Genomic DNA, 21,748 nt, shown 5'->3' on the forward strand with positions numbered 1-21,748 from the left:
GCGAATCGAGGGCCCATTGAGTAGCCTTCCCTAATTAGGTTTTCATACCGATTGCGAGGCCGCCTGTGTGGCGAGGCGATCGGTTTTCTCCCCGGACGGCTCGCGCAGTCCGTCGCGCCCACCGGAAGCCCGGAAGGGGAGATTCCATGTCGACAGCACCCGAAGAACAGCAGACGGCAACACAAACTCAGCTCAGTCTGAGCACCGCGGCAGCCCGCAATCTCGCCACGACCACCAAATCCGAACCGCAGATGCAGGGCATCAGCTCGCGCTGGGTGCTCCGCATGCTGCCGTGGACCCAGGTGACGGCCGGTACGTACCGGGTCAACCGGCGTCTGGCCTATGCGACCGGCCGCGGCCGGGTGAGCTTCGTGAAGACCGGCGCGGACGTCCGCGTCGTGCCGCCCTCCCTGGCCGAGGTGCCGGCGCTGCGCGGCTTCGAGGACGTGGCGCTGCTGACCGAACTCGCCGCGCGCTTCACCCAGCGCGAGCTCGAGCAGGGCGAACTCCTCGTCGAGGCCGGCCAGCCGATCGAGCAGGTCTACCTCATCGCGCACGGCAAACTCAGCCGCATCGGGAAGGGCAAGTACGGCGAGCCGGCGGTGCTCGGCGTCATCGCCGACGGCGACCACCTCGGCGACGAGGCGCTGCGGCAGCCCGAACCGGTCTGGGAACACACCGTCAAGGCCAATACCGACTGCACCGTCATGACCCTGCCCTGGGCCGCCTTCCAGGAACTCCTCGACCGCTCCGACGCGTTGCGCGACCAGATCGGGGAGTATCTCGCCGCTTCCCAGCAGTCGGTCAACAAAAAGGGCGAGGCCGACGTCGAACTCGCCTCCGGCCACGTGGGCGAGCCGGACCTCCCCGGCACGTTCGTCGACTACGAGGTCAGCCCGCGCGAGTACGAGCTGAGCGTCGCCCAGACCGTGCTGCGCGTGCACAGCAGGGTGGCCGACCTCTACAACGACCCGATGAACCAGGTCCAGCAGCAACTCCGCCTCACCGTCGAGGCGTTGCGCGAGCGCCAGGAGCACGAGCTCATCAACAACCGCGAGTTCGGGCTGCTGCACAACGCGGAATACGACCAGCGCATCTCGACCCACTCCGGGCCGCCCACCCCCGACGACCTCGACGACCTGCTGACCATGCGCCGCAGCACCAAGATGATGTTCGCGCACCCGCGTGCGATCGCCGCCTTCGGCCGGGAGTGCAGCAAGCGCGGGATCTACCCCGACAGCGTCCTGGTGGAGGGCCACCAGGTGCCCGCCTGGCGCGGTGTGCCGATCTTCCCCTGCGGCAAGATCCCGATCAATGGCGGAGGCCACAACATCTCCTCCATCCTCGCCCTGCGCACCGGCGAGGACATCCAGGGCGTGGTCGGACTGCACCAGACCGGCATCCCCGACGAGGTCGAACCGGGGCTGAACGTCCGCTTCATGGGGATCAATGAGAAGGCCGTCATCTCCTATCTCGTCAGCACCTATTTCTCGGCCGCCGTCCTCGTGCCCGACGCGCTCGGTGTCCTCGAGAACGTCGAGGTCTCCCGCCCCCGCGACTGAGCGGCCGAGCAACTGAGCAACTGAGGGACTGGCCCTTCGGGCCTTCGGGCAGCCACCGAACCAAGGAGTTACCGCACATGGCCACCACCGTTTCTCCCTCCGCCAAGGTCCTGCGCACCCCCTACCAGCAGTCGGTCGCCGCGTACTGGAACAACGAGAAGGACCCGGTCAACCTGCGCCTGGGCGACGTCGACGGGCTCTACCACCACCACTACGGGATCGGCGACTTCGACCCCTCCGTGCTGGAGGGCCCCGAGGAGACCCGCGACGCGCGCATCATCGAGGAGCTGCACCGGCTGGAGACGGCGCAGGCCGACGTCCTCCTCGACCACCTCGGCGCCGTCTCCGCCGCGGACCGGCTGCTGGACGCCGGATCCGGCCGCGGCGGCACCAGCTTCATGGCCAACCAGCGCTTCGGCTGCGAGGTGGACGGCGTGTCCATCTCCGAGTGCCAGGTCGGCTTCGCCAACGGCCAGGCCGACGAACGGGGCGTCGCCGACCAGGTCCGCTTCCACTTCCGCAACATGCTCGACACCGGTTTCTCCACCGGCTCCCGGCGCGGCATCTGGACCAACGAGACCACGATGTACGTCGATCTCTTCGAGCTGTACGACGAGTTCGCCCGCCTTCTCGAGTACGGCGGCCGGTACGTGTGCATCACCGGCTGCTCCAACGACGTCACCGGCCTCCGCTCCAAGGCCGTCAGCCGGATCGACGAGCACTACACGTGCAACATCCATCCGCGCAGCGAGTACTTCAAGGCCATGGCCGCCAACGGCCTCGTCCCCATCAGCGTCGTGGACCTCACGGCCGCGACGATCCCCTACTGGGAGCTGCGCGCCAAGTCCTCGGTGGCGACGGGGATCGAGGAGCCCTTCCTCACCGCGTACCGGGAGGGCAGCTTCCACTACCTGCTGATCGCAGCCGACCGGATCTGACCGTATCGGTGTCGGCAGTGGGGCCTCATCGCACGTAGACGAGGCTCCACTGCTGGTTCGCCGCGCCCCTGTTGTCCTCGGTGGTGACCGGGGTGTTGTTGTCTCCGGGCCAACGGGCTTCGAGAACACGGCCCTTCAGGTTCATGACCGGGCCCGGTCCGGAGTGGTCGGCGGGGTAGACGTTCCAGAGCTGGTCGGCGTTGGTGAACGTGCTGTCGCACTTGCCTTTCCATACCGCCCAGCCGGCGGGGCCGTTCCACCATCCGGTGAGGCACCGGCCGTCCTCGCCGTTGGCCAGCTGGTAGTTGCCCCGGTGGTCGGGCACCAGATACCAGTGCTGGTGGGTCTCGTAGCGTCCGTAGCAGTCCCAGACCCGGACCCGGTCGGTCTGGTACGGCCAGTCCAGGCAGCGGCCGTACTCCTGGTTTCTGAGCTGGAACGGGCCGATCGCCCCCGGCGGAAGATCCGCGGCGGGCCCGGCGCTCGCGGTGGGCGCGGCGCCCATGACCAGAGCGAGCAGCCCGGCCGCGACGACGGCCGAACGCAATGGAAGCGTACGCATTGGGCATTCCCCCTGATACCGGAACGGAACACGGCACAGGGGACTGTACCCACGCCGCAGGGCGGCCACCCGTGCCGGTCCGCTCACCGGACCGGTCACGGGTCCGGCGTGGGGTCAGTGCGATTCGGCGGGGACGGGCGAAAGGCGGTAGGCGTCCCCTTGCGTGATCACGCGGCCGGCGGTGGGCGGTGCGAAGTGGGTACCGAGCAGGAGGGTGTCCGTGCCGGCCAGGGAGCCGAGCAGCTTACGGCGCGAGGCTTCCGACCGCGCCGGGTCGATGTCGACGCAGGCGCCGATCGCGGGCTGGGCGAGCTGGACCGGGTGGTGGATGCAGTCGCCGGTGATCAGTGCCGTCTCGCCCCGGCTGGTCAGCTCGACGGCGATATGGCCGGGGGTGTGGCCGGGCGTGGGGATCAGGCGTAGGCCCGGGGCGATCTCGACGCCCCCTTCCGGAACGTCGACGAGGTCGAGCAGCCCCGCCTCCTCGACCGGGATCACGGAGTCGCGGAACATCTGCTCGCGCGGCTCCTCCATGTCGTACGTGGCCCAGAACTCCCGCTCGACGCGGGAGGTGAGGTAACGGGCGTTGGGGAAGGTGGGGACCCACTCGCCGTTCGTCTCCCGGGTGTTCCAGCCCACGTGGTCGGCGTGCAGGTGGGTGAGGATCACCAGGTCGACGGAGTCCGGGGACCAACCGGCGGCGGCAAGGCGTTCGAGGAAGTCCGTCCGCAGGTTGTGCCAGGCAGGGTTGGCCCGCTCCTTGCCGTTGCCGATGCCGGTGTCGACGAGGACGCGCAGCCCGCCCACGACGAACGCGAAGCTGTGGCTGTCGAGGCGCAGGATGCCGTCGTGGTCGGCGAAGTCGGGGCGCAGCCAATCGTGTTGGGAGACCACGTCCGTGGTGGCGCCGGGCAGCAGCCAGGGTCCGGTCGCGGGCGGCAGCGGGACCTCGTCGATGCGGTGGACGGTGATGTCGCCCACGGCCCAGGAGGGAGTGGCGGTGGAGGGCGGGGTCTTCACGGGTGCGGACTCCTTCTCGCTTAAAGCGATTCATTTGCTTTAGGTGAGCGTAGGCCCTACGGTCACCTAAAGCAAACACTTAGCTTTTGTTGCTGAGGGCTTCCGTCACTTCCCAGCCGACAGGAGACAGATCCATGTCCGCCGATGAACTCAGTCCCCCCGAGGCGGCCCGCTGGGCCGCCCGTGCCGGGCTCCCGCTGCCGGCCGACCGCCACGACGTGGTCGCGGCCACCGCCGACCACATCCATTCCGTCGTCGCCGTCCTGCGGGAACTCGACTTCGGGGACACCCCGCCCGCCTTCGCCTACCGCGCGTGAGAGGAAGAAGCGCCATGCAGCCGTTCGAACTGTCTCTGACCTCAGCCGCCGACGCGATCCGGGCACGGCAGCTGTCCCCCGTCGAGCTGGTGGACTCCGTCCTCGACCGCATCGAGAAGGTGGAACCGCACCTTCAGGCCTACGTCACCGTGACGGCCGAGCAGGCCCGCCGGGAAGCCCGCGAGGCCGCGAACGATGCCGCGGCCGGCCGCCTCCGCGGTCCGCTGCACGGCATTCCCATGGGGCTGAAGGACTTGATCGACGTCACCGGTGCGGCGACGTCGGCCAGCTCCAGGGTTCGCGCGGGCCACCGTGCGGAGGCCGACAGCACCGTCGCCGCGCGCCTGTCGGCAGCCGGGGCGGTCCTGTTGGGCAAGACCCACACCCATGAGTTCGCCTACGGTTTGACCACCCCGCAGACCGCCAACGCCTGGAACCGCGACCGGATCGCGGGTGGCTCCAGCGGCGGGTCCGCCGTCGCCGTCGCGGCGGGCGCCGCGACCTTCGGCCTGGGCACCGACACCGGCGGCTCCATCCGGGTGCCCGCCGCGCTCAACGGGGTCGTCGGCCTCAAGCCGACCTACGGCCTCGTCCCCCGCACGGGCGTCACGTCACTGTCCTGGTCGCTGGACCACGTCGGCCCGATCACCCGGACCGTGGAGGACGCGGCCCTGGTCCTGTCCGTCCTCGCCGGTCACGACCCCCGCGATCCCGCCTCGCTGGTCGCGCCCCAGGCGGACTACCGACCGGGGGCGGGCGCGGACCTGACCGGGCTGCGCGTCGGTGTGCCGCGCAACTACTACTTCGACCACGTCGACGCGGAGGTGGAGGCCGCTGTGCGGCACGCCATCGACCAGCTTCAAGCTCTCGGCGCGCGGCTCGTCGAGGTGGAGATCCCGATGACGCGCTACATCCAGGCCACCCAGTGGGGCCTGATGGTGCCGGAGGCCACCGCCTACCACGAGCGGACCCTGCGCACGGTTCCCGAGCTGTACCAGGCGGACGTCCGCACCCTCCTCGAGGCCGGTCAACTCATCCCCGCCGGGGACTACTTGAACGCCCAGCGTTCCCGCGCCCTCATGCGGCAGGCCTGGTCCCGCCTGCTGGACGAGGTCGACGTCATCGCCGCCCCCACGGTCCCGGCCACCGCGGTGGCAGCCGGCGAGGAGACGATCACCTGGGCCGACGGCACGGTCGAGAGCGCCTCGGACGCCTACGTACGCCTGTCGGCCCCGGCCAACATCACCGGCGTGCCGTCTCTGACCGTCCCGGTCGGCCTCGACGGGGCGGGCCTGCCGGTAGGGATGCAACTGCTCGGCCACCCCCTCGGGGAAAGCGTGCTGCTGCGGGTCGGTCACGCCTACGAGCAGACCCAGCCGGCCCGCGAACTCGCGCCGGCGGCCTGAGCGGGAGCGTGGGCCCGTTCGGAGCGATCCGCCCGGGCACACATCCACACCTCTAGACGCAATAATTTTGCTTTAAGCTGGTGTCATGAGTCGCCAGATGGTGCGCCCCGGCGGGCGCAGTGCCCGAGTCCAGGCATCGGTGCACGCCGCCGTCCGCGAACTCGCCTCGGAGGTGGGCCGGGACGCCCTGACCGTACCGATGATCGCCCAGCGCGCGGGCGTAACACCCTCGACCGTCTACCGCCGCTGGGGAGACCTGCAGGAACTGATGTCGGACGTGGCGGTCGAGCACCTGCGCCCCGACACGGCGCCCAAGGACATCGGTGACCTGGCGTCCGACCTGACCGCCTGGGCCGAGCAGTTCTTCGACGAGATGGCCTCCCCCGCAGGCCGCGCCTACATCCGCGACGCCCTGCTCGGCGACCCGGACGGCAGCAACGCCGGCCGGTGCTCCGCCTATGCCGCCGAGCAGATCGACGTCGTCCTCGCCCGCGCAACCGAACGCGGCGAGAACACACCCGACACCGAAACGGTCATCGACCACGTCGTCGCCCCCTTGATGTACCGCATCCTCTTCCGCCCGGACGGGCTCGACGCCTCCTACGCCCGCCGACTCGTGGCAACCGCGCTGGCTCTGTCACGCATGGGCTCACAGCCTCCTGAAGCTGTTTGATCAACTGCTCGGCGAGAGCGTCCAGGGCAGTCTGTGGAGCTGGTGTAAGACCTCAATGGAGGACTCCGGGCGGGCAGTCGGCGACGGAGCAGAAACCTCACAGCATGAGCCGTGAGAATCCCCCTCCTTTTCAGGAGGGGGAGGAGCCAAGATGGCGGCTATGAGCAACGACGAGACATGTGCATGGGCCATACGCACAGCCCGTCCCGAGGACGCGGGCGAAATCGCCTGGATCCAGGTGGCGGGCTGGCAGGAGGCCTACGCCCACATCCTGCCCGCCGACGAGCTCGACGCCCTGGACGCCGGCACGTGGGCGGACTCCTGGTGCAGACGGATCGTGACGTCCGGCACCATGCTGCTGATCGCCGAATCGGTGGACGGCATCGCCGGGTTCTCGTGTTTCGGCCCGGCGCGGGACGAGGAGCTGGACGGCGGCTCCGTCGGGGAGCTGTACGCCCTGTATGTCCGCCCGTCCCTGTGGGGCAGCGGGGCCGGACAGGCGCTGATGGCGGCAACGTACCGCGCGTGGGCCGGACTCGGGACCGGGGCCGCGGTGCTGTGGGTCTTCGAGCGCAATGTGCGCGCCCGCGCCTTCTACGAGAGGTCCGGCTGGCGGACGGACCCTGCGGTGGGGCCGGCCGGGGACGGGCCCGGCCGGCTCGAAGTCCGCTACCGCCGTGCCCTGCACGGCCGTTGAGGGCCTCGCAGGAACGTTACTCCCCGACGTCGCGGCTGCGCAGGTCCTCCGCCGTCTCGCGGCGGATCAGCAGCCGGGCCCGGCCCCCGGAGACCGCGGCCACCGGCGGGCGGCCGACGAGGTTGTAGGGCGAGGACATCGACACGTGGTAGGCGCCCGCCGCCGGTACGGCGAGGATGTCGCCGGGGCGGATGTCGCCCGGCAGCTGTACGTCCTCGGCGATGACGTCGCCCGCCTCGCAGTGCCGTCCCACCACCGTCATGGCGCGGGGCACCGCGCGCGAGCCGCGGCCCACGAGCCGGACCGTGTAGCGCGCGCCGTACAGCGCGGGGCGCGGGTTGTCGCTCATGCCGCCGTCGACGGCGACGAAGGTGCAGGCGGCCGTGTTCTTGACGGCGAGCACCCGGTACAGGGCCACGCCCGCGGGGCCCGCGATCCAGCGGCCGGGCTCGACGGTCAGCCGGGGCACCGGCAGCCCGGCCTGCGCGCAGCGCAGGGCGAGTTCGCCGGCCACGTGCTCGGCGTAGTCCCGGGGGTCGAAGGCCTCCTCGCCGTCGCGGTAGGCGATGGCGAAGCCGCCGCCGAGGTCGAGCTCGGGGAAGGTGACGCCGTGCACGTCGCGCAGGCGGGCGAGCAGGTTCACCATGCGCCGGACCGCGGTGACGTACGGGTCGACGGAGATGATCTGCGAGCCCAGGTGGCAGTGCAGGCCAACGAGTTCGAGGCGGGGCTGGCCGAGCACGCGCGCGACCGCGTCCTCCGCCTCGCCGCCCGGGACGGGCAGCCCGAACTTCTGGCCTTCCATCCCGGTGCGAATCGCCGCGTGCGCACCGGCCTCGACGCCCGGCACGACGCGGATGAGGACGCGCTGGCGGGCACCCGGCGGCACGAGGGCGGCGAGCCGGGCGATCTCGCCGATGCTGTCGATGACGATGCGGCCCACCCCGAGCCGCAGCGCGGCACGCAGCTCGTCCGGGCTCTTGGCGTTGCCGTGCAGGACGATGCGCTCGGCGGGGAAGCCGGCGTGCACGGCGAGGTCCAGCTCGCCGGCCGAGCAGACGTCGAGGTTCAGGCCCTCCTCGTCGATCCAGCGGATCATCGCGCGGGACAGGAACGCCTTGCCGGCGTACGCGACCTCGGCGTCCGGCAGGGCGGTGCGCCAGGCGCGCACCCGCGCCCGGACCTCGTCCTCGTCGATGAAGTACGCGGGAGTGCCGAAGCGGTCGGCGAGTTCGGCGAGCGCGACGCCGCCGACCGCCAGGTCGCCGGAGGGCAGGGTCTGCGTGGAGGCGGGCCACACCGGCGCCGGTGACGGTTCCCCCGGCAGCGGAGGCAGGGTGATGGGGGCGAGGGGGAAGGACACGGATGCCCTCCTTCGAAGAATCGGGGCGAGGTCAGCCGGGGAACGACGGCAGCAGCGGGGCGGGGCCCTCCGGCGAGGTCCGGACCGGGGGAGCGGTCAGCTGCGGGTCGACGCGGACGCAGGTGACACCGAGGGGAGCGGCCAGAGCCCGGACGGCCTGCAGAGAGAGGCGGATGAGGGGCTGCTCCGTCCCCAGACAGTCGGCCAGCAGGCCACTGCTCGTGAAGGCGACCGCCGTGCGCTCGCCGAGGGGGGTGCGGAAGACGCGGAGGGAGAAGCCGCCGGGGCAGGGGCGTACCGGAACGCAGTACGACCCGGGGGCGATGCCCGGCGGCGTGGCGGGATGGGAAGGCTCTTCGGAGGACTCACCGCCGTCGGCCTGCGGGATGTTGACGGCTGCCACGGCAGCGGCCTCGGCGGGGGTGCGGCTTACGTGCATGACGTTCCTCGGGAGATCCGAAGCGAAAGGGATGGTGCGACGCTCACGCTATGCCCGGTTCCGTGGTGGACGACCGTTTCCTTGACAGCCTGTTGACCCCTCGACCGGCACCCTTGACGGCTCGTTGACGGCCCGTTGATGCATCAGTGCGCCGGGTGTGCGCCCCTGCCACGCGCCGTATCCCACTACCGCATCGCGCCGGGTGGTTAAAGAATTTGAAGGACCCGGTCCGCATTCCGTGTTCGCGAAGCGCGGACACGTGTGCGCGGGACTGGCGGGTCGTGGATCACCGTCGCACGATTGCTCACCAGCAGCCGACGACACACCCGGCACACCTGGAGGACAAGTGACGGCAACGCATCCGGTCGGAAACACCGGTCCGGCAGAGGAATTCCGGGCCGCGCGGGACTTCCTCCTGGAGCACCGGGAGGACTACCGCGCGGCGTGCGAGGGCTTCGTGTGGCCCCGCCCCGAGGAATTCAACTGGGCCCTGGACTGGTTCGACCGGATCGCCGAGGGCAACGACCGCACCGCCCTGTGGATCGTCGAGGAGGACGGCCGCGAGACACGGCTGTCCTTCGACGACCTGCGCCGCCGCTCCGCCCGGCTCGCCAACTGGCTGCGCGGCCACGGCGTGCGGGCCGGCGACCGCGTCGTCGTCATGCTCGGCAACCAGGCCGAGCTGTGGGAGACCATGCTCGCCGCGATGAAGCTGCGGGCCGTCGTCATCCCCGCCACCCCGCTGCTCGGGCCCGCCGACCTCGCCGACCGCATCGCGCGCGGCCGGGCCCGGCATGTGATCGTCCGGGCCGAGGACACCGGCAAGTTCGCGGACGTCCCCGGCGACTACACCCGTATCGCCGTCGGCGGCGCGCAGGCCGCGTGGCTCGATTACGCGGAGAGTCACAGCGCTCCGGAGGAGTTCACGCCCGACGGGCCCACCCGGGCCGACGACACCCTGCTGCTCTACTTCACCTCGGGCACCACCGCCCAGCCCAAGCTCGTCGAGCACACCCATGTCTCCTACCCCATCGGGCATTTGACCACCATGTACTGGATCGGGCTGCGGCCCGGCGACGTGCACCTCAACATCTCCTCGCCCGGCTGGGCCAAGCACGCCTGGTCCAGCCTCTTCGCGCCCTGGAACGCCGAGGCCACGATCTTCGTGCACCACTACAGCCGGTTCGACGCGGCCCGCCTCATGGCCGAGATGGACCGCTGCGGCGTCACCAGCTTCTGCGCCCCGCCCACCGTGTGGCGCATGCTCATCCAGGCCGACCTCACCGCGCTGCGCACCCCGCCGCGCGAGGCCCTGGCCGCGGGCGAGCCCCTCAACCCCGAGGTCATCGAGACCGTCCGGCGGGCCTGGGGCGTCACCATCCGCGACGGCTTCGGCCAGACGGAGACCTCCGTCCAGATCGCCAACCCGCCCGGCCAGCCGCTCAAGACGGGCTCCATGGGCCGCCCGAGCCCCGGCTTCTCCGTCGTCCTCCTCGACCCCGTCAGCGGCGAGCCCGCCGACGAGGGCGAGATCTGCCTGGACCTGTCCCGCCGGCCGGTCGGCCTGATGACGGGCTACGCGGGCGACCCCGAGCGCACGGCGGAGGCCATGGCCGGCGGCTACTACCGCACCGGCGACATCGGCAGGCGCGACGCCGACGGATATATCACCTATGTGGGCAGAAGCGATGATGTCTTCAAGTCCAGCGACTACAAGATCTCGCCCTTCGAGCTGGAGAGCGCGCTCCTCGAGCACGAGGCCGTCGTTGAGGCCGCCGTCGTCCCCGCCCCCGACCCGGTGCGGCTCGCCGTGCCCAAGGCGTACGTCGTCCTCGCCGCCGGCTGGGAGCCGGGCCCGCGGACCGCGAAGGAGCTCTTCGCCCACTCGCGAGCCACCCTCGCCCCCTACAAGCGCCTCCGCCGCCTGGAGTTCGCCGAGCTCCCCAAGACCGTGTCCGGCAAGATCCGCCGCATCGAACTGCGCGAGCACACCGCGCAGGGAGGCGGCACCGAGTACAGAGAGGAAGACCACCGGTGAGCACACCCTCGTACGCGGCAGGCCCCACAGACGCCCCCCTGCTCGAGGAAACCATCGGCGCCAACCTGGCCAGGATCGCGGCGCAGTTCGGTGAACGCGAGGCGCTCGTCGACGTCCAGGGCGGGCGACGTTGGACGTACGCGCAGTTCATGCGGGCCGTGGAAGAGGTGGCGCTGGGGCTGCTCGCCAAAGGGGTGGCCAAGGGCGACCGGGTCGGCATCTGGGCGGTCAACTGCCCGGAGTGGGTCCTGGTCCAGTACGCCACGGCCCGCATCGGCGCCATCATGGTCAACGTCAACCCGTCCTACCGCGTGCACGAGTTGGCGTACGTGCTGCGCCAGGCGGGGATCTCGGTGCTCGTCTCCAGCGTCGAGTACCGGACGAGCGACTACCGCCGCATGGTCGAGCAGGTGCGCTCCTCCTGCCCGGCCCTGCGTGACGTCGTCTACATCGGCGACCCGACGTGGGAGGGCCTCGTACGGCTCGGCGCGGGTGTGGCGCGCGAGCGGCTCGCCGAGCGCGAGGCGCAGCTGCACTGCGACGACCCGGTGAACATCCAGTACACCTCGGGCACGACCGGCTTCGCCAAGGGCGCCACCCTCTCCCACCGCAACATCCTCAACAACGGCTTCCACGTGGGGGAGTTGCTCGGCTACACGGAGGAGGACCGGGTCGCCCTGCCCGTCCCCTTCTACCACTGCTTCGGCATGGTCATGGGCAACCTCGCCGCCACCTCCCACGGCGCCTGTGCCGTCATCCCCGCCCCCTCCTTCGACGCGACCGCCAGCCTGCACGCCGTCGAGCGCGAGCGCTGCACCTCGCTCTACGGGGTGCCCACCATGTTCATCGCCGAGCTCAACCTGCCCGACTTCGCCACCTACGACCTCTCCACGCTGCGCACCGGCATCATGGCCGGTTCGCCGTGCCCGACGGAGGTGATGAAGCGGGTCGTGGCCGAGATGCGCATGGAGGAGGTCGCCATCTGCTACGGCATGACCGAGACCTCGCCCGTCTCCACCCAGACCCGCCGCGACGACGATCTCGACCGCCGTACGAGCACGGTCGGGCGCGTGCTGCCGCACCTCGAGGTGAAGGTCGCCGACCCGAAGACCGGATCCGTGGTGCCGTGCGGCGAACCGGGCGAACTGTGCACCCGCGGCTACTCGGTGATGCTCGGCTACTGGAACGACCCGGAGCGCACGGCCGAGGCGATCGACGCCGACCGCTGGATGCACACGGGCGATCTGGCGGTGATGGACGAGGACGGTTACGTACGCATCGTCGGCCGCATCAAGGACATGATCATCCGGGGCGGGGAGAACGTCTACCCGCGTGAGATCGAGGAGTTCCTCCACGCCCACCCCAAGATCGCCGATGTGCAGGTCGTCGGGGTGCCCGACGACCAGTACGGCGAGGAGATCATGGCCTGCGTCGTCCTGCGGAACCGGACGGACACGCTGAGCCGTGACGAGCTCGCCCGCTACTGCCGCGGGCGGCTGGCGCACTACAAGGTGCCGCGCTATCTGCGGGTCATGGACTCCTTCCCGATGACGGTGAGCGGCAAGGTGCGGAAGGTGGAGCTGAGGGAGGAGGGGGCGAAGCTCGTGGAGGCGGCGCTGTCGCGGTAGGTCGGTACGCTCGTCACGGCCGGACGAGCATCTTGCTCGTGTTGCGCCGCGCAGCATGCCGAGGAACCGTCGTCGTACTTCGCCGCATCCGTGGGTGCCGTCTCGGCGGCCATGGTGGAGAAATACATCAACACCCAGTGGGAGCGCCCTTGGAAGAAGGAGAAGGGGGAGCAGGTGTGATACGTGCCTACAAGTTCCTGCTTCGTCCCACGGTCCGGCAGGAGCAGGCTCTCGCCGAGATGTTGCGGGATCATTGCTCCCTCTACAACGGCGCTCTCCAGGAACGCCGGGACGCTTACCGGCACATCTCCAAAACGAGTGTCAAGTACGGGCAGCAGTCCGCACAGCTCAAAGAGATCCGGACATTCGACCCCGAGCGGCAGGGCCGCTGGTCGTTCTCCTCGCAGCAGGCAACGCTGCGGCGTCTCGATAAGGCGTTCGCCGCGTTCTTCCGCCGGGTGAAGGCCGGTCTCACGCCCGGATACCCGCGCTTCAAGGGTGTCGGCCACTTCGACACGGTGGTCTTCCCCAAGGACGGGGACGGTTGCCGGTGGGACAGCACGCCGCACGATCCGCAGACCCGCGTACGCCTGCAAGGCGTCGGGCATGTCCGCGTGCACCAGCACCGTCCCGTCAAGGGCCGCGTGAAGACGGTCAGCATCAAGCGGGAAGGCCGCCGCTGGTACGTCATCCTTGCCTGTGACGAGGTGCCCGCCGAGCCGCTTCCCGCGACCGGCAGCGTCGTGGGCGTCGACATGGGTGTCACACACTTCCTCACCACCAGCACAGGCAAGCACGTTCCGAACCCGCGCTTCCTGGAGCGGTCGGCCGAGAAACTGGCGGAAGCCCAGCGACACCTGTCGACGTTCCCGAAACGCACCCGGCGCCGGACGAAGAAGCACCGCGCTGCGGCGCGAAAGGTCGCGAAGCTGCACGCGAAGATCCGGCGTCAGCGTCTGGACCACCACCACAAGGCCGCCCTCGACCTGATCCGCGACAACGACGTGATCGGGCACGAGGCGCTGAACACGGCGGGCATGACCAAAGCGCCCGCGCCCAAGCCCGACCCCGAGCAGGCTGGCGCGTTCCTCCCGAACGGTGCCGCAGCGAAGGCCGGGCTGAACAAGAGCATCCTCGACGCGGGTTGGGGGATCTTCCTCGGAATCCTGGCGAACAAGGCTGAGAGTGCCGGTCGCCGCGTGATCCCGGTGGATGCCCGCAACACCTCTCGTACCTGCCCCGAATGCGGGCACGTCGCCAAGGAGAACCGTGTCACCCAAGCGAAGTTCGAGTGCGTCAACTGCGGGTTCGTGGAGAACGCCGACATCGTGGGCGCACTGAACGTCGAGCACAGGGCCGGGCTGGCCCTCTGCGATGCTGCTTAGCCAGCGACGCAGGAAGCCCGCGACTTCAGTCGTGGGCGGAGTCACAAGCCCGGTTGATGGCCGTAGATTCACCCGGTGCCCGACACGATCTTTCCGTCCCGGAGCTCCGTTTCCTCGTCACTGTCGAGGAGACGGGCGGTTTCACTGCGGCCGCCCGTCATCCGGGGCTCGCGCCGGAAGTGCGCACCGTGCGGGAGGTGGGGCGCGGCACGGCGGGCGAAGTCGCCGACGGGCGGGCCGACATGGCCATTGCCACGCTGGACGGTTCCGGTGCCCTGCCGCCCGGTCTGCTCTCGGCGCCCCTGCTGACCGAGCCGTACTCCCTCGTCCACCCCGCGGGTCACCCGGCCCCGCGCACGCTCCCGCTCGTGGACTGGGAGGAGAACTGCGGCTCGTACACGCGCGATTGGTGGGCCGGGCAGGACTGGATCCCGCGGGCGACGGTCAACGCCGAGGACGACAGCGTCGTCCTCTCCATGGTCGCCCAGGGGATGGGCATGGCCATCATGCCCGCCCTGTCCCTCGCCTCGGTCCCCGCCACCGTCGCCGTCACCGACCTCGGCCCGCGCCGCCCCACCCGCAGCGTCGGCTGTGTCACCACGCCCGAGCTGGCCCGGACGGCGGGGGTGCGCGAGCTCATCCGTGAACTGAGGGCGGTGTGCGCGTCAGTTCCTCCGCCGGGTCGTTGAGGGGCTGCGGGGTGCCGGTGAGGTTCAGGAGGAACAGCGGTACGTGCAGGGCGTCGGCGCGGGAGCGGGCCTCGCTGGTGTAGCCCGCGATGGAGAAGCAGGCGGCGGCGGAGTCGTCGGCGAGGCCGTGGAGCCACAGGCACTCGATGTCGCGGACGGTGGTGGGCAGCGTGGTCGGGTCGACGCGGACCACCAGGTGGGCCGCCCTTATGTCGACGACCTCCGCCTCGGCGTGCGCGGGGCAGCTGCCGGGGCGGCTCACCTGGGTGAAGCCCAGCCAGCGCAGATAGCGTTCGGCGGCCATGACCGCGTCGCGCTCGGTGCGGATCGCGATGGGCCGGAAGGCGGGGCGCGCCCTGCCGGCGGGGACGGTCTCGTCGGCCTCGGGCCGCACCGGGAGCCGTACGACCGCCCCGCACGCGCAGCCGAACTCCGGTCTGGGCCACTGGCCCTGGCCGCCGCAGGACGGGCAGCGGACCGTGACCCATGAGTCGCGCCAGGTGCGGGAGGTCAGCGAGCCCGGATCCGCGCCGGGCTGGACGGGCAGGGTGAGGGGCGCGCCACAGGCGCACGGGAACGTGGGCGGGGTGAAGGAGTGCTCCCGGCGGCACATCGGGCAGTGCACCAGCACGCGCTTGGCCATCGTCGCTCCAGCGGACGGGTCCATAAGGGTCGGGCCCTCCATCGTCCACGATGTGGGATGTCGGTGGGAGCGATTCGGCGATTCGCGGAAGGCGGGGATTCCGGACGGCGGCGCCCGGCGCGACAGGATGATGGTGGCGCCGCCGTCCGGAGTTCTGGGCCACCCCTCAGGGGGCGGGCTCGTATTCGCGGACGGTGTCGATGTCCGGTCCGTGCGGGGTGTCGGCCTCGCGGTCGATCATGATCTCGACCAGGACCGGGCGGGAGGTGGCGGCGGCCTCCTTGCGGGCCCACTCGATGGCGGGGCGGATGCCGGACGGCTCGGTGACACGGCGGCCCGAACAGCCGTATGCCTCCATGACCTTGACATTGTCCGTGCCGGTCTCGTCGTAATGGATGTCGACCTGGTAGTTCATGGCGTAGCCGGTCTCCGCCTGGCGAATGAGGCCCAGGTATTCATTGTTGAGCATGATCAGTACGAAGGGCACGTCGTACTGGGCGGCGACCGCCAGCTCCTCGACGAGGTAGTGGAAGCCGTAGTCCCCGACGACGCCGACGACTTCGGCGTCCGTACGGCCCATGCCCTCCAGCGCCTTGCGGACGCCGATGGCCGCCGGTATCTCCCAGCCGAGCGGGCCCGCCTGGCCGCAGACCTGGTAGTGGCGGGGCAGATGCGCCTTCTGGTGCTGGCCGCCCCAGATCTGGTAGAGGCCGATGGCGGTGACGATGTAGGTGTCCGCGCCGAAGATCTCGTTGATCTCCCGGTACACGCGAGGGGCCTTGACGGGGACCGTGTCGAAGTCGTCGCGGCGGGCGAGGGTGCGTTTGAGCTCGCGGCAGCGGGCCCGCCAGGGACCGATGTCGGCGCGCGCGCCGCGGGCCCGGGCTGCGGCGAGCAGGGCGGCGAGGAAGAGCCGGGCGTCGGAGACGATGCCCAGATCCGGTTCGACGACCCGGCCCAGCTGGGTGGGTTCGACGTCGACCTGGACGAAGGTCCGCTCGCCCCGGTAGACGGAGAGGTCCGCGCCCGTGTGCCGGTCGCCGAAGCGGGCACCGACCGCGAGCACGAAGTCGGCCTCCAGGAACGAGGCGTTGGCGTACCGCTGCGAGGTCTGGATGCCGGTGGTGCCCATGTGGAGCTCGTGATCGTCCTCGACGGCCCCCTTGCCCATCAGGGTGACCTGGAACGGCACCCGCAACTCCTCGGCCACGGCCCGCAGTTCGGCGGACGCGTCGGCGAGGATCACCCCGCCGCCCGCCAGGATCAGCGGGCGCCGGGCCGCCAGCAGCAGGTCCAGGGCGGCCTCCACGCGCGGCGGGTGGGGTTCGGCGACGGCCACCGGCAGCCGGGTGTCGAGCGCCGGGTCGTACGCGATCTCGCGCCGCGCGATGTCGACCGGGATGTCGATCAGCACCGGCCCCGGCCGGCCCTGGCGGGCGACGCGGAATGCCTCGCGGAACGTCCAGGGAATCTGCGCGGCCTCCTTGATCTGGACGGCCCACTTGGTGACCGGCCGCGCGACCGAGACGATGTCGACCGCCTGGAAGGCCTCCTGGTGCAGCTTGCCCGAGACGGCCTGGCCCGTGACGCAGACCATGGGCACGGAATCGGCGTACGCGGTGTACAGGCCGGTGACGAGGTTGGTCGCGCCCGGCCCCGAGGTGGCGATCGCCACGCCCGTACGGCCGTTGGTGCGCGCCCAGCCGTCGGCCATGTGGGCCGCGGCCTCCTCGTGGCGGACGATGAGGTGCTCGATCCCGCCGACGTCCAGCAGCGCCCGGTACAGCGGGAGGACCGCGGCGCCGGGGCAGCCGAAGGCGATGTCGACGCCCTCGTCCTTCATGATGTGCACGGCCGCCCGCATGGCGGGCATCCTCGCGGTCCGCACGGCGCTCACCGCCCCGCCGCGGGGCCGGACAGCCGCTCGACGCCGCGCAGCAGCGCGGAGTGGTCGAGCCCGCCGTCGCCCTGGGCGCGCACCGCGGCCACCAGGCCCGCGACGACGCCGCCCACGGGCAGCGCCGCACCGACCTCGCGGGCGGCACGGGTGACGATGCCCATGTCCTTGTGGTGCAGGTCGATCCGGAAGCCCGGAGTGTGGCTGCCGGTGAGGAAGTTGTGCTTCTTGCGCTCCAGGACGGCCGAGGCGGCGAGGCCGCCGCCCAGCACCTCCAGGGCGCGGGCGAGGTCCACGCCGGACTTCTCCAGGAAGACGACGGCCTCGGCGCAGGCCTGGATGTTCACCGCGACGATCAGCTGGTTGGCCGCCTTGACGGTCTGCCCCGCACCGTGCGGGCCGCAGTGCACGACCGTGGTGCCGAGCGCCTCGAACAGGGGCCGTGCCTCGTCGAAGTCGGCCTCGTCGCCGCCCGCCATGATGGAGAGCACGCCCTCGACGGCACCCGGCTCGCCGCCCGAGACGGGGGCGTCGAGCACGCGAAGTCCCGTGCGGGCGGCCTCCTGTGCGAGCCGTACGGAGGTCTGCGGGGCGATGGTGGACATGTCGATGAGCAGCGCGCCGGGCCGGGCGTGCGCGAGGATGCCGTCCTCGCCGTGGGCGACGGCCTCGACCTGGGGGTCGGCCGGGAGCATGGTGACGATCACGTCGGCCTCGCGGACGGCCTCCGCGACGGAGGCGGCGGGTGTGCCGCCGTGTGCCGCGAGCCGGTCGAGCTTGTGCCGCTCGAGGGTGTGCCCGGTGACGGGATAGCCGGCCTTGAGGAGGTTCTCGGACATGGGGGAGCCCATGATGCCGAGGCCGATCCAGGCGACGCGGGGGAGCGCGGTGGTCATGGGGTGCCGGTCCTCTCGGTGCGGTCGGTCAGCCAGTTGAAGGGGTCTGGGCCGTCGTCCCGGTACTCGAGCCCGATCCGGCCCTCGTACCCGGCGGTGTGCAGCCGCCCGAACAGGTCCGGGAAGTCGAGGCGGCCCGAACCGGGCGCGCCGCGGCCCGGGTTGTCGGCGATCTGGACGTGCCCGGTGACGGCGGTGTACCGGTCGATGGCCCGGTGCAGGTCCTCGCCGTTCATCGACAGGTGGTACAGGTCCATCAGGAACCGGGCGTTGCCGAGCCCGGTGGCGGCGTTGACCCGGTCGACGACCTCGACGGCGGCGTCGGCGGAGGCGAGCGGATAGTGCGGTGACTCGGCCGCGTTGAGGGCCTCGACCAGCAGGACGGCGTCCGCCTCGGCGGCGGCGCGGGCGGCCAGGGCGAGGTTCTCCAGGGCGAGCGCGTCCTGGACGCGCGGGTCGGTGCCGGGGACGCGGTTGCCGTAGAGCGCGTTGAGCGCGGTGCAGCCCAGCGAGCGGGCGAAGCGGGCGGCGACGCCGGCGTTGGCACGGAAGCGCTCGGACTCCGCGCCGGGCAGGGACAGGGCGCCCCGGTCGGGGCCGGGCAGTTCGCCCGCGTAGAGGTTCAGGGCCACGAGCTCGGTGCCGGCCCGCTCCAACGCGCCGCGCAGGGCGTCGAGTTCGGCCTGCTCGGGGACGGGGGAGCCGGGCCAGGGCCACCACAGTTCGACGGCGTCGAAACCGGCCGCCGCGGCGGCCGCGGGGCGCTCGAGCGGCGGGAGGTCGGTGAAGAGGATCGAGAGGTTGACGTCGAAGCGCATACGGCCCGAACCGCCTTCCGTCATACGGAAATTGTTTTCTGTTTTCGTGTCGTGCTCACGATGCTTGCCCCGATGGCGGGCGGATGTCAAGGCTCGTCTTCGGTCACTCCAACGGCGTAAGGTGCCTGCCATGCATCTGAGCGTTCTTCCGCCTCCCGCCGTCTAGCGCGGGCTGCCACCGGCATGGCGCGCCGGCACCCCCAAGGTGTCGGCGGGCGGAGTGGTTTCACCCGCACGCGGGAGCCATGACCACCTCTCACCTGCGGAGAACGCAGCATGTCCAACACTTCCGTTGAACGATCCACCCTGCCCGCGACCCGGGATGCCCGGGGCACCCGGTCCGTACGGCGCGGCCTCGGCGCCCTCGCCCTCGTCGGGGTCAGCTGGGGGACGACCGGAGCCGCCGCCGACGTCCTCTACCGGTCCAGCGACATCGGTCCGGTGTCCCTCTCCTTCTGGCGCTACGTGATCAGCGTGGCGTTGCTGTGCGCCGCGAAGGCCCTGCGCCCTGCGCGCACTTCGGCCCGTATGCCGGTGGGCCGGCGGGCGTTCCTGCTGGTGGGGACGGCCCTGGCGCTCGCCGTCTTCCAGGCCGCCTTCTTCGGTGCCGTGCAGGCGACCGGGGTGGCCGTCGGCACGATCGTCACGCTCGGGGCAGGACCCGTGTTCACCGCCGTGGGCGGGCGGTTCCTCCTCGACGAGCGCATCGGGCGCGGCGGTGTCCTCGCGGTGTGCGGGGCGCTGGCCGGTCTCGCGGTGCTGGTGCTGGGCAACAGCACGGGCACGGTCCGCCCGCTGGGCGTGGGGCTGGCGTTGCTGTCCGCCGCTGGGTACGCGGCAGCCACGCTGCTGGGCCGCTGGACCGGGCGGCACGGCGAGGGGGAGGACCCGTACAGCCTGACGCTGTGGTCGTTCGCCATCGGTGCGGTTCTGCTGCTGCCGTTCGCGTGGTCGGAGGGGCTGGTGCCGCACACCGCCCATCCGGTGCGGGTGTTGCTGGTGCTGGGCTACGTCGCCGCCGTCACCACCGCGCTGGCGTACCCGCTGTACTTCGCCGGAGTCGCCGTCGTACGGGCGGCGACGGCGGCCGTGGTGATGCTGCTCGAGCCGGTGAGCGCCGCGATCCTCGCGGTCACGTTGCTCGGTGAGCGGCTCACCGCGCCTACCGTGGCGGGAACACTGCTCCTGCTGACTGCCGTTGCGGGGCTCGCGGTGGCGGAGGCGAGGATGTCCCGGGGCTGACGGGCATTGCGCGAAGCGGCGTTTTATGGCTTGTCCGAGGGGTGGGTACGGTCCGCTTCATGGAGTGGATTTTTCAGACGGCCGAAAAAATCGTGGCTGCTTTGCGTGCCGGTGAAGTGACCTCGGTGGAACTGACCGACGAGGCGATCGCCCGTATCGAGCGGGCCGACAAGACGGTCAACGCGATCTGTGTGCCGGACTTCGACCGCGCGCGGGCCGCCGCGCGCGGTGCCGACCAGGCGCGCGCCCGTGGTGAGGACCGGCCGCTGCTCGGCGTCCCGGTGACGGTCAAGGAGTCCTACAACGTCGCCGGGCTCCCCACGACGTGGGGCATGACGCCGCACCGGGACTACACGCCGGCCGAGGACGCAGTGCAGGTGTCGCGGCTCAAGGCCGCGGGCGCGGTGGTGCTCGGCAAGACCAATGTGCCCGTGGGGCTGCAGGACATTCAGAGCTTCAACGGGATTTACGGCACCACCAACAACCCGTGGGATCACGCCCGCACGTCGGGTGGATCCTCCGGCGGATCGGCGGCGGCCCTGGCGTCCGGGTTCGGCGCGCTGTCCATCGGCTCCGACCTCGCCGGTTCGCTGCGCACCCCCGCACATTTCTGCGGTGTCTACGCGCACAAGCCGACACTCGGGCTGGTGGCGCCCCGCGGTATGGTCCCGCCGGACGCACCGGCGTTGCCGGTCGACCTCGACCTCGCCGTCGTCGGTCCGATGGCCCGCAGTGCCCGCGACCTCACGCTCCTGCTCGACGTCATGGCCGGACCGGACCCGCTGACGCTCGGTGTGGCGCACGAGTTGACGCTGCCGCCCGCGCGCCACGAGCGGCTCCGCGACTTCCGGGTCCTGGTCCTCGACGACCATCCGCTCATTCCGACCGGGTCCGCTGTGCGGGCGGGTGTGAACCGGGTGGCCGACGCGCTTGCCGACGGCGGCGCCCGCGTCGAACGGCACAGCCCGCTGCTGCCCGATCTGACCGAAGCCGCGGTGCTCTACATGCAGTTGCTGATCTCGGGCTCCGTCGCACGTTTTCCCATCGAATCGTACGAGCAGCTGCAGACCCAGGCCGCCGCGCTGAGCGCGGACGACCAGAGTCTCGATGCGACGCGGTTGCGCGCCATGGTGTTCAGCCACCGCGACTGGATCGAGGCGAACAGCCGCCGCGAGCTCCACCGCCACGGCTGGCGGCAGTTCTTCGCCGAGTTCGACGCCGTGGTGTGTCCCATCACGCCGACTCCCGCGTTCCCGCACGACCACAACCCCGATCCGAGGGAGCGCCGGATCGACATCGACGGCGTCGAGTACCCGTACTTCGACCAGCTTGCCTGGGCCGGTCTGGCCACCATGCCCGGCCTGCCCGCCACGGCCATACCGGCGGGCCGGTCCCCCGAGGGTCTGCCGGTGGGAGTGCAGCTCATCGGCCCGATGTACGAGGACCGCACCCCGCTGCGGCTGGCCGAACTGCTCGAGCAGGAGATCGGCGGCTTCCAGGCGCCGAAGTAGCAACGTTTGGCGTGCCGCTACGGT

Annotated in this window: 19 protein-coding genes and 2 pseudogenes; 13 read left to right on the forward strand and 8 right to left on the reverse strand. The window is 71.0% G+C overall.

The annotated features are described in order from the left end of the window. Positions 1–146: 146 nt before the first annotated feature. Together ACV530_RS24845 and ACV530_RS24850 are read left to right on the forward strand one after the other, a co-directional pair. Positions 147–1,562 (forward strand): family 2B encapsulin nanocompartment shell protein, encoded by a 1,416-nt coding sequence (locus ACV530_RS24845; protein ID WP_494334855.1) that lies wholly within the window; start codon positions 147–149, stop codon positions 1,560–1,562. A gap of 77 nt (positions 1,563–1,639) precedes the next feature. Continuing rightward, positions 1,640–2,500: a geranyl diphosphate 2-C-methyltransferase gene (locus tag ACV530_RS24850; protein ID WP_494334856.1), complete on the forward strand. Its 861-nt coding sequence runs from the start codon at positions 1,640–1,642 to the stop codon at positions 2,498–2,500. A gap of 25 nt (positions 2,501–2,525) precedes the next feature. On the opposite strand, the gene ACV530_RS24855 is transcribed toward ACV530_RS24850, so the two are convergent. Then, entirely contained in the window at positions 2,526–3,062 is a 537-nt protein-coding gene (locus tag ACV530_RS24855; protein ID WP_494334857.1) for an RICIN domain-containing protein, read from the reverse strand. A gap of 114 nt (positions 3,063–3,176) precedes the next feature. Further along, positions 3,177–4,082, reverse strand: coding sequence for an MBL fold metallo-hydrolase (locus ACV530_RS24860; protein WP_494334858.1), 906 nt, complete (start codon positions 4,080–4,082; stop codon positions 3,177–3,179). A gap of 134 nt (positions 4,083–4,216) precedes the next feature. Between ACV530_RS24860 and ACV530_RS24865 the strand changes: the two genes are divergently transcribed. The 4 genes from ACV530_RS24865 (at position 4,217) to ACV530_RS24880 (ending at position 7,175) form a co-directional block, all read left to right on the forward strand. Continuing rightward, on the forward strand, positions 4,217–4,399 hold the full coding sequence (locus ACV530_RS24865; RefSeq protein WP_494334859.1) for a hypothetical protein: 183 nt from the start codon (positions 4,217–4,219) through the stop codon (positions 4,397–4,399). A gap of 14 nt (positions 4,400–4,413) precedes the next feature. Next, entirely contained in the window at positions 4,414–5,805 is a 1,392-nt protein-coding gene (locus tag ACV530_RS24870; RefSeq protein WP_494334860.1) for an amidase, read from the forward strand. 85 nt (positions 5,806–5,890) lie between these two features. Next, on the forward strand, positions 5,891–6,478 hold the full coding sequence (locus tag ACV530_RS24875; RefSeq protein WP_494334861.1) for a TetR/AcrR family transcriptional regulator: 588 nt from the start codon (positions 5,891–5,893) through the stop codon (positions 6,476–6,478). A gap of 160 nt (positions 6,479–6,638) precedes the next feature. Further along, positions 6,639–7,175, forward strand: coding sequence for a GNAT family N-acetyltransferase (locus ACV530_RS24880; protein ID WP_494334862.1), 537 nt, complete (start codon positions 6,639–6,641; stop codon positions 7,173–7,175). Between the two features lie 16 nt (positions 7,176–7,191). Here the strand turns inward: ACV530_RS24880 and lysA are convergent, their stop codons facing one another. Beyond that, a complete protein-coding gene (gene lysA, locus ACV530_RS24885) occupies positions 7,192–8,538 on the reverse strand; it encodes a diaminopimelate decarboxylase (RefSeq protein WP_494334863.1) in 1,347 nt (448 codons plus the stop codon). A gap of 31 nt (positions 8,539–8,569) precedes the next feature. After that, positions 8,570–8,977 carry an SAV_915 family protein gene (locus ACV530_RS24890; protein ID WP_494334864.1) on the reverse strand — a complete coding sequence of 136 codons (408 nt, stop codon included), beginning with the start codon at positions 8,975–8,977 and terminating at the stop codon, positions 8,570–8,572. Between the two features lie 346 nt (positions 8,978–9,323). On the opposite strand from ACV530_RS24890, the gene ACV530_RS24895 reads away from it, so the two are divergent. The 5 genes and pseudogenes from ACV530_RS24895 to ACV530_RS24915 form a co-directional block, all read left to right on the forward strand. Continuing rightward, the gene (locus ACV530_RS24895; protein WP_494334865.1) at positions 9,324–11,015 is read left to right on the forward strand and encodes an AMP-binding protein; all 1,692 of its coding nucleotides are present in this window, start codon (positions 9,324–9,326) and stop codon (positions 11,013–11,015) included. Then, positions 11,012–12,643: an AMP-binding protein gene (locus ACV530_RS24900; protein WP_494334866.1), complete on the forward strand. Its 1,632-nt coding sequence runs from the start codon at positions 11,012–11,014 to the stop codon at positions 12,641–12,643. The genes ACV530_RS24895 and ACV530_RS24900 overlap by 4 nt, the downstream gene beginning before the upstream one ends. Before the next feature lie 69 nt (positions 12,644–12,712). After that, positions 12,713–12,823: pseudogene (locus ACV530_RS24905) on the forward strand (IS200/IS605 family transposase); the annotation flags it as partial. Then, entirely contained in the window at positions 12,820–14,028 is a 1,209-nt protein-coding gene (locus tag ACV530_RS24910) for an RNA-guided endonuclease InsQ/TnpB family protein (protein WP_494334902.1), read from the forward strand. The pseudogene ACV530_RS24905 and the gene ACV530_RS24910, both read left to right, overlap by 4 nt. Positions 14,029–14,177: 149 nt before the next feature. Beyond that, positions 14,178–14,717 (forward strand): annotated as a pseudogene (locus ACV530_RS24915) (substrate-binding domain-containing protein); the annotation flags it as partial. Here ACV530_RS24915 and ACV530_RS24920 read toward each other — a convergent pair. The 4 genes from ACV530_RS24920 to ACV530_RS24935 all read right to left on the reverse strand — a co-directional run bounded on the left by ACV530_RS24920 (position 14,665) and on the right by ACV530_RS24935 (position 18,995). Beyond that, a complete protein-coding gene (locus ACV530_RS24920) occupies positions 14,665–15,360 on the reverse strand; it encodes a hypothetical protein (protein WP_494334867.1) in 696 nt (231 codons plus the stop codon). The pseudogene ACV530_RS24915 and the gene ACV530_RS24920 overlap by 53 nt on opposite strands. A 166-nt stretch (positions 15,361–15,526) precedes the next feature. After that, positions 15,527–17,233 (reverse strand): glyoxylate carboligase, encoded by a 1,707-nt coding sequence (gcl, locus tag ACV530_RS24925; protein WP_494334903.1) that lies wholly within the window; start codon positions 17,231–17,233, stop codon positions 15,527–15,529. A gap of 20 nt (positions 17,234–17,253) precedes the next feature. Beyond that, positions 17,254–18,153 carry a 2-hydroxy-3-oxopropionate reductase gene (locus ACV530_RS24930; RefSeq protein WP_494334868.1) on the reverse strand — a complete coding sequence of 300 codons (900 nt, stop codon included), beginning with the start codon at positions 18,151–18,153 and terminating at the stop codon, positions 17,254–17,256. Next, entirely contained in the window at positions 18,150–18,995 is an 846-nt protein-coding gene (locus tag ACV530_RS24935; RefSeq protein WP_494334869.1) for a TIM barrel protein, read from the reverse strand. The genes ACV530_RS24930 and ACV530_RS24935 overlap by 4 nt, the downstream gene beginning before the upstream one ends. A 252-nt stretch (positions 18,996–19,247) precedes the next feature. Here ACV530_RS24935 and ACV530_RS24940 point away from each other — a divergent pair, with 252 nt between their 5' ends. Beyond that, complete coding sequence (locus ACV530_RS24940; RefSeq protein WP_494334870.1) at positions 19,248–20,213, forward strand: DMT family transporter; 966 nt, start codon at positions 19,248–19,250, stop codon at positions 20,211–20,213. A gap of 59 nt (positions 20,214–20,272) precedes the next feature. Continuing rightward, positions 20,273–21,724 carry an amidase gene (locus tag ACV530_RS24945; RefSeq protein ID WP_494334871.1) on the forward strand — a complete coding sequence of 484 codons (1,452 nt, stop codon included), beginning with the start codon at positions 20,273–20,275 and terminating at the stop codon, positions 21,722–21,724. Positions 21,725–21,748: the final 24 nt, after the last annotated feature.

The sequence above is a fragment of the Streptomyces sp. SX-6 genome (assembly GCF_059089585.1).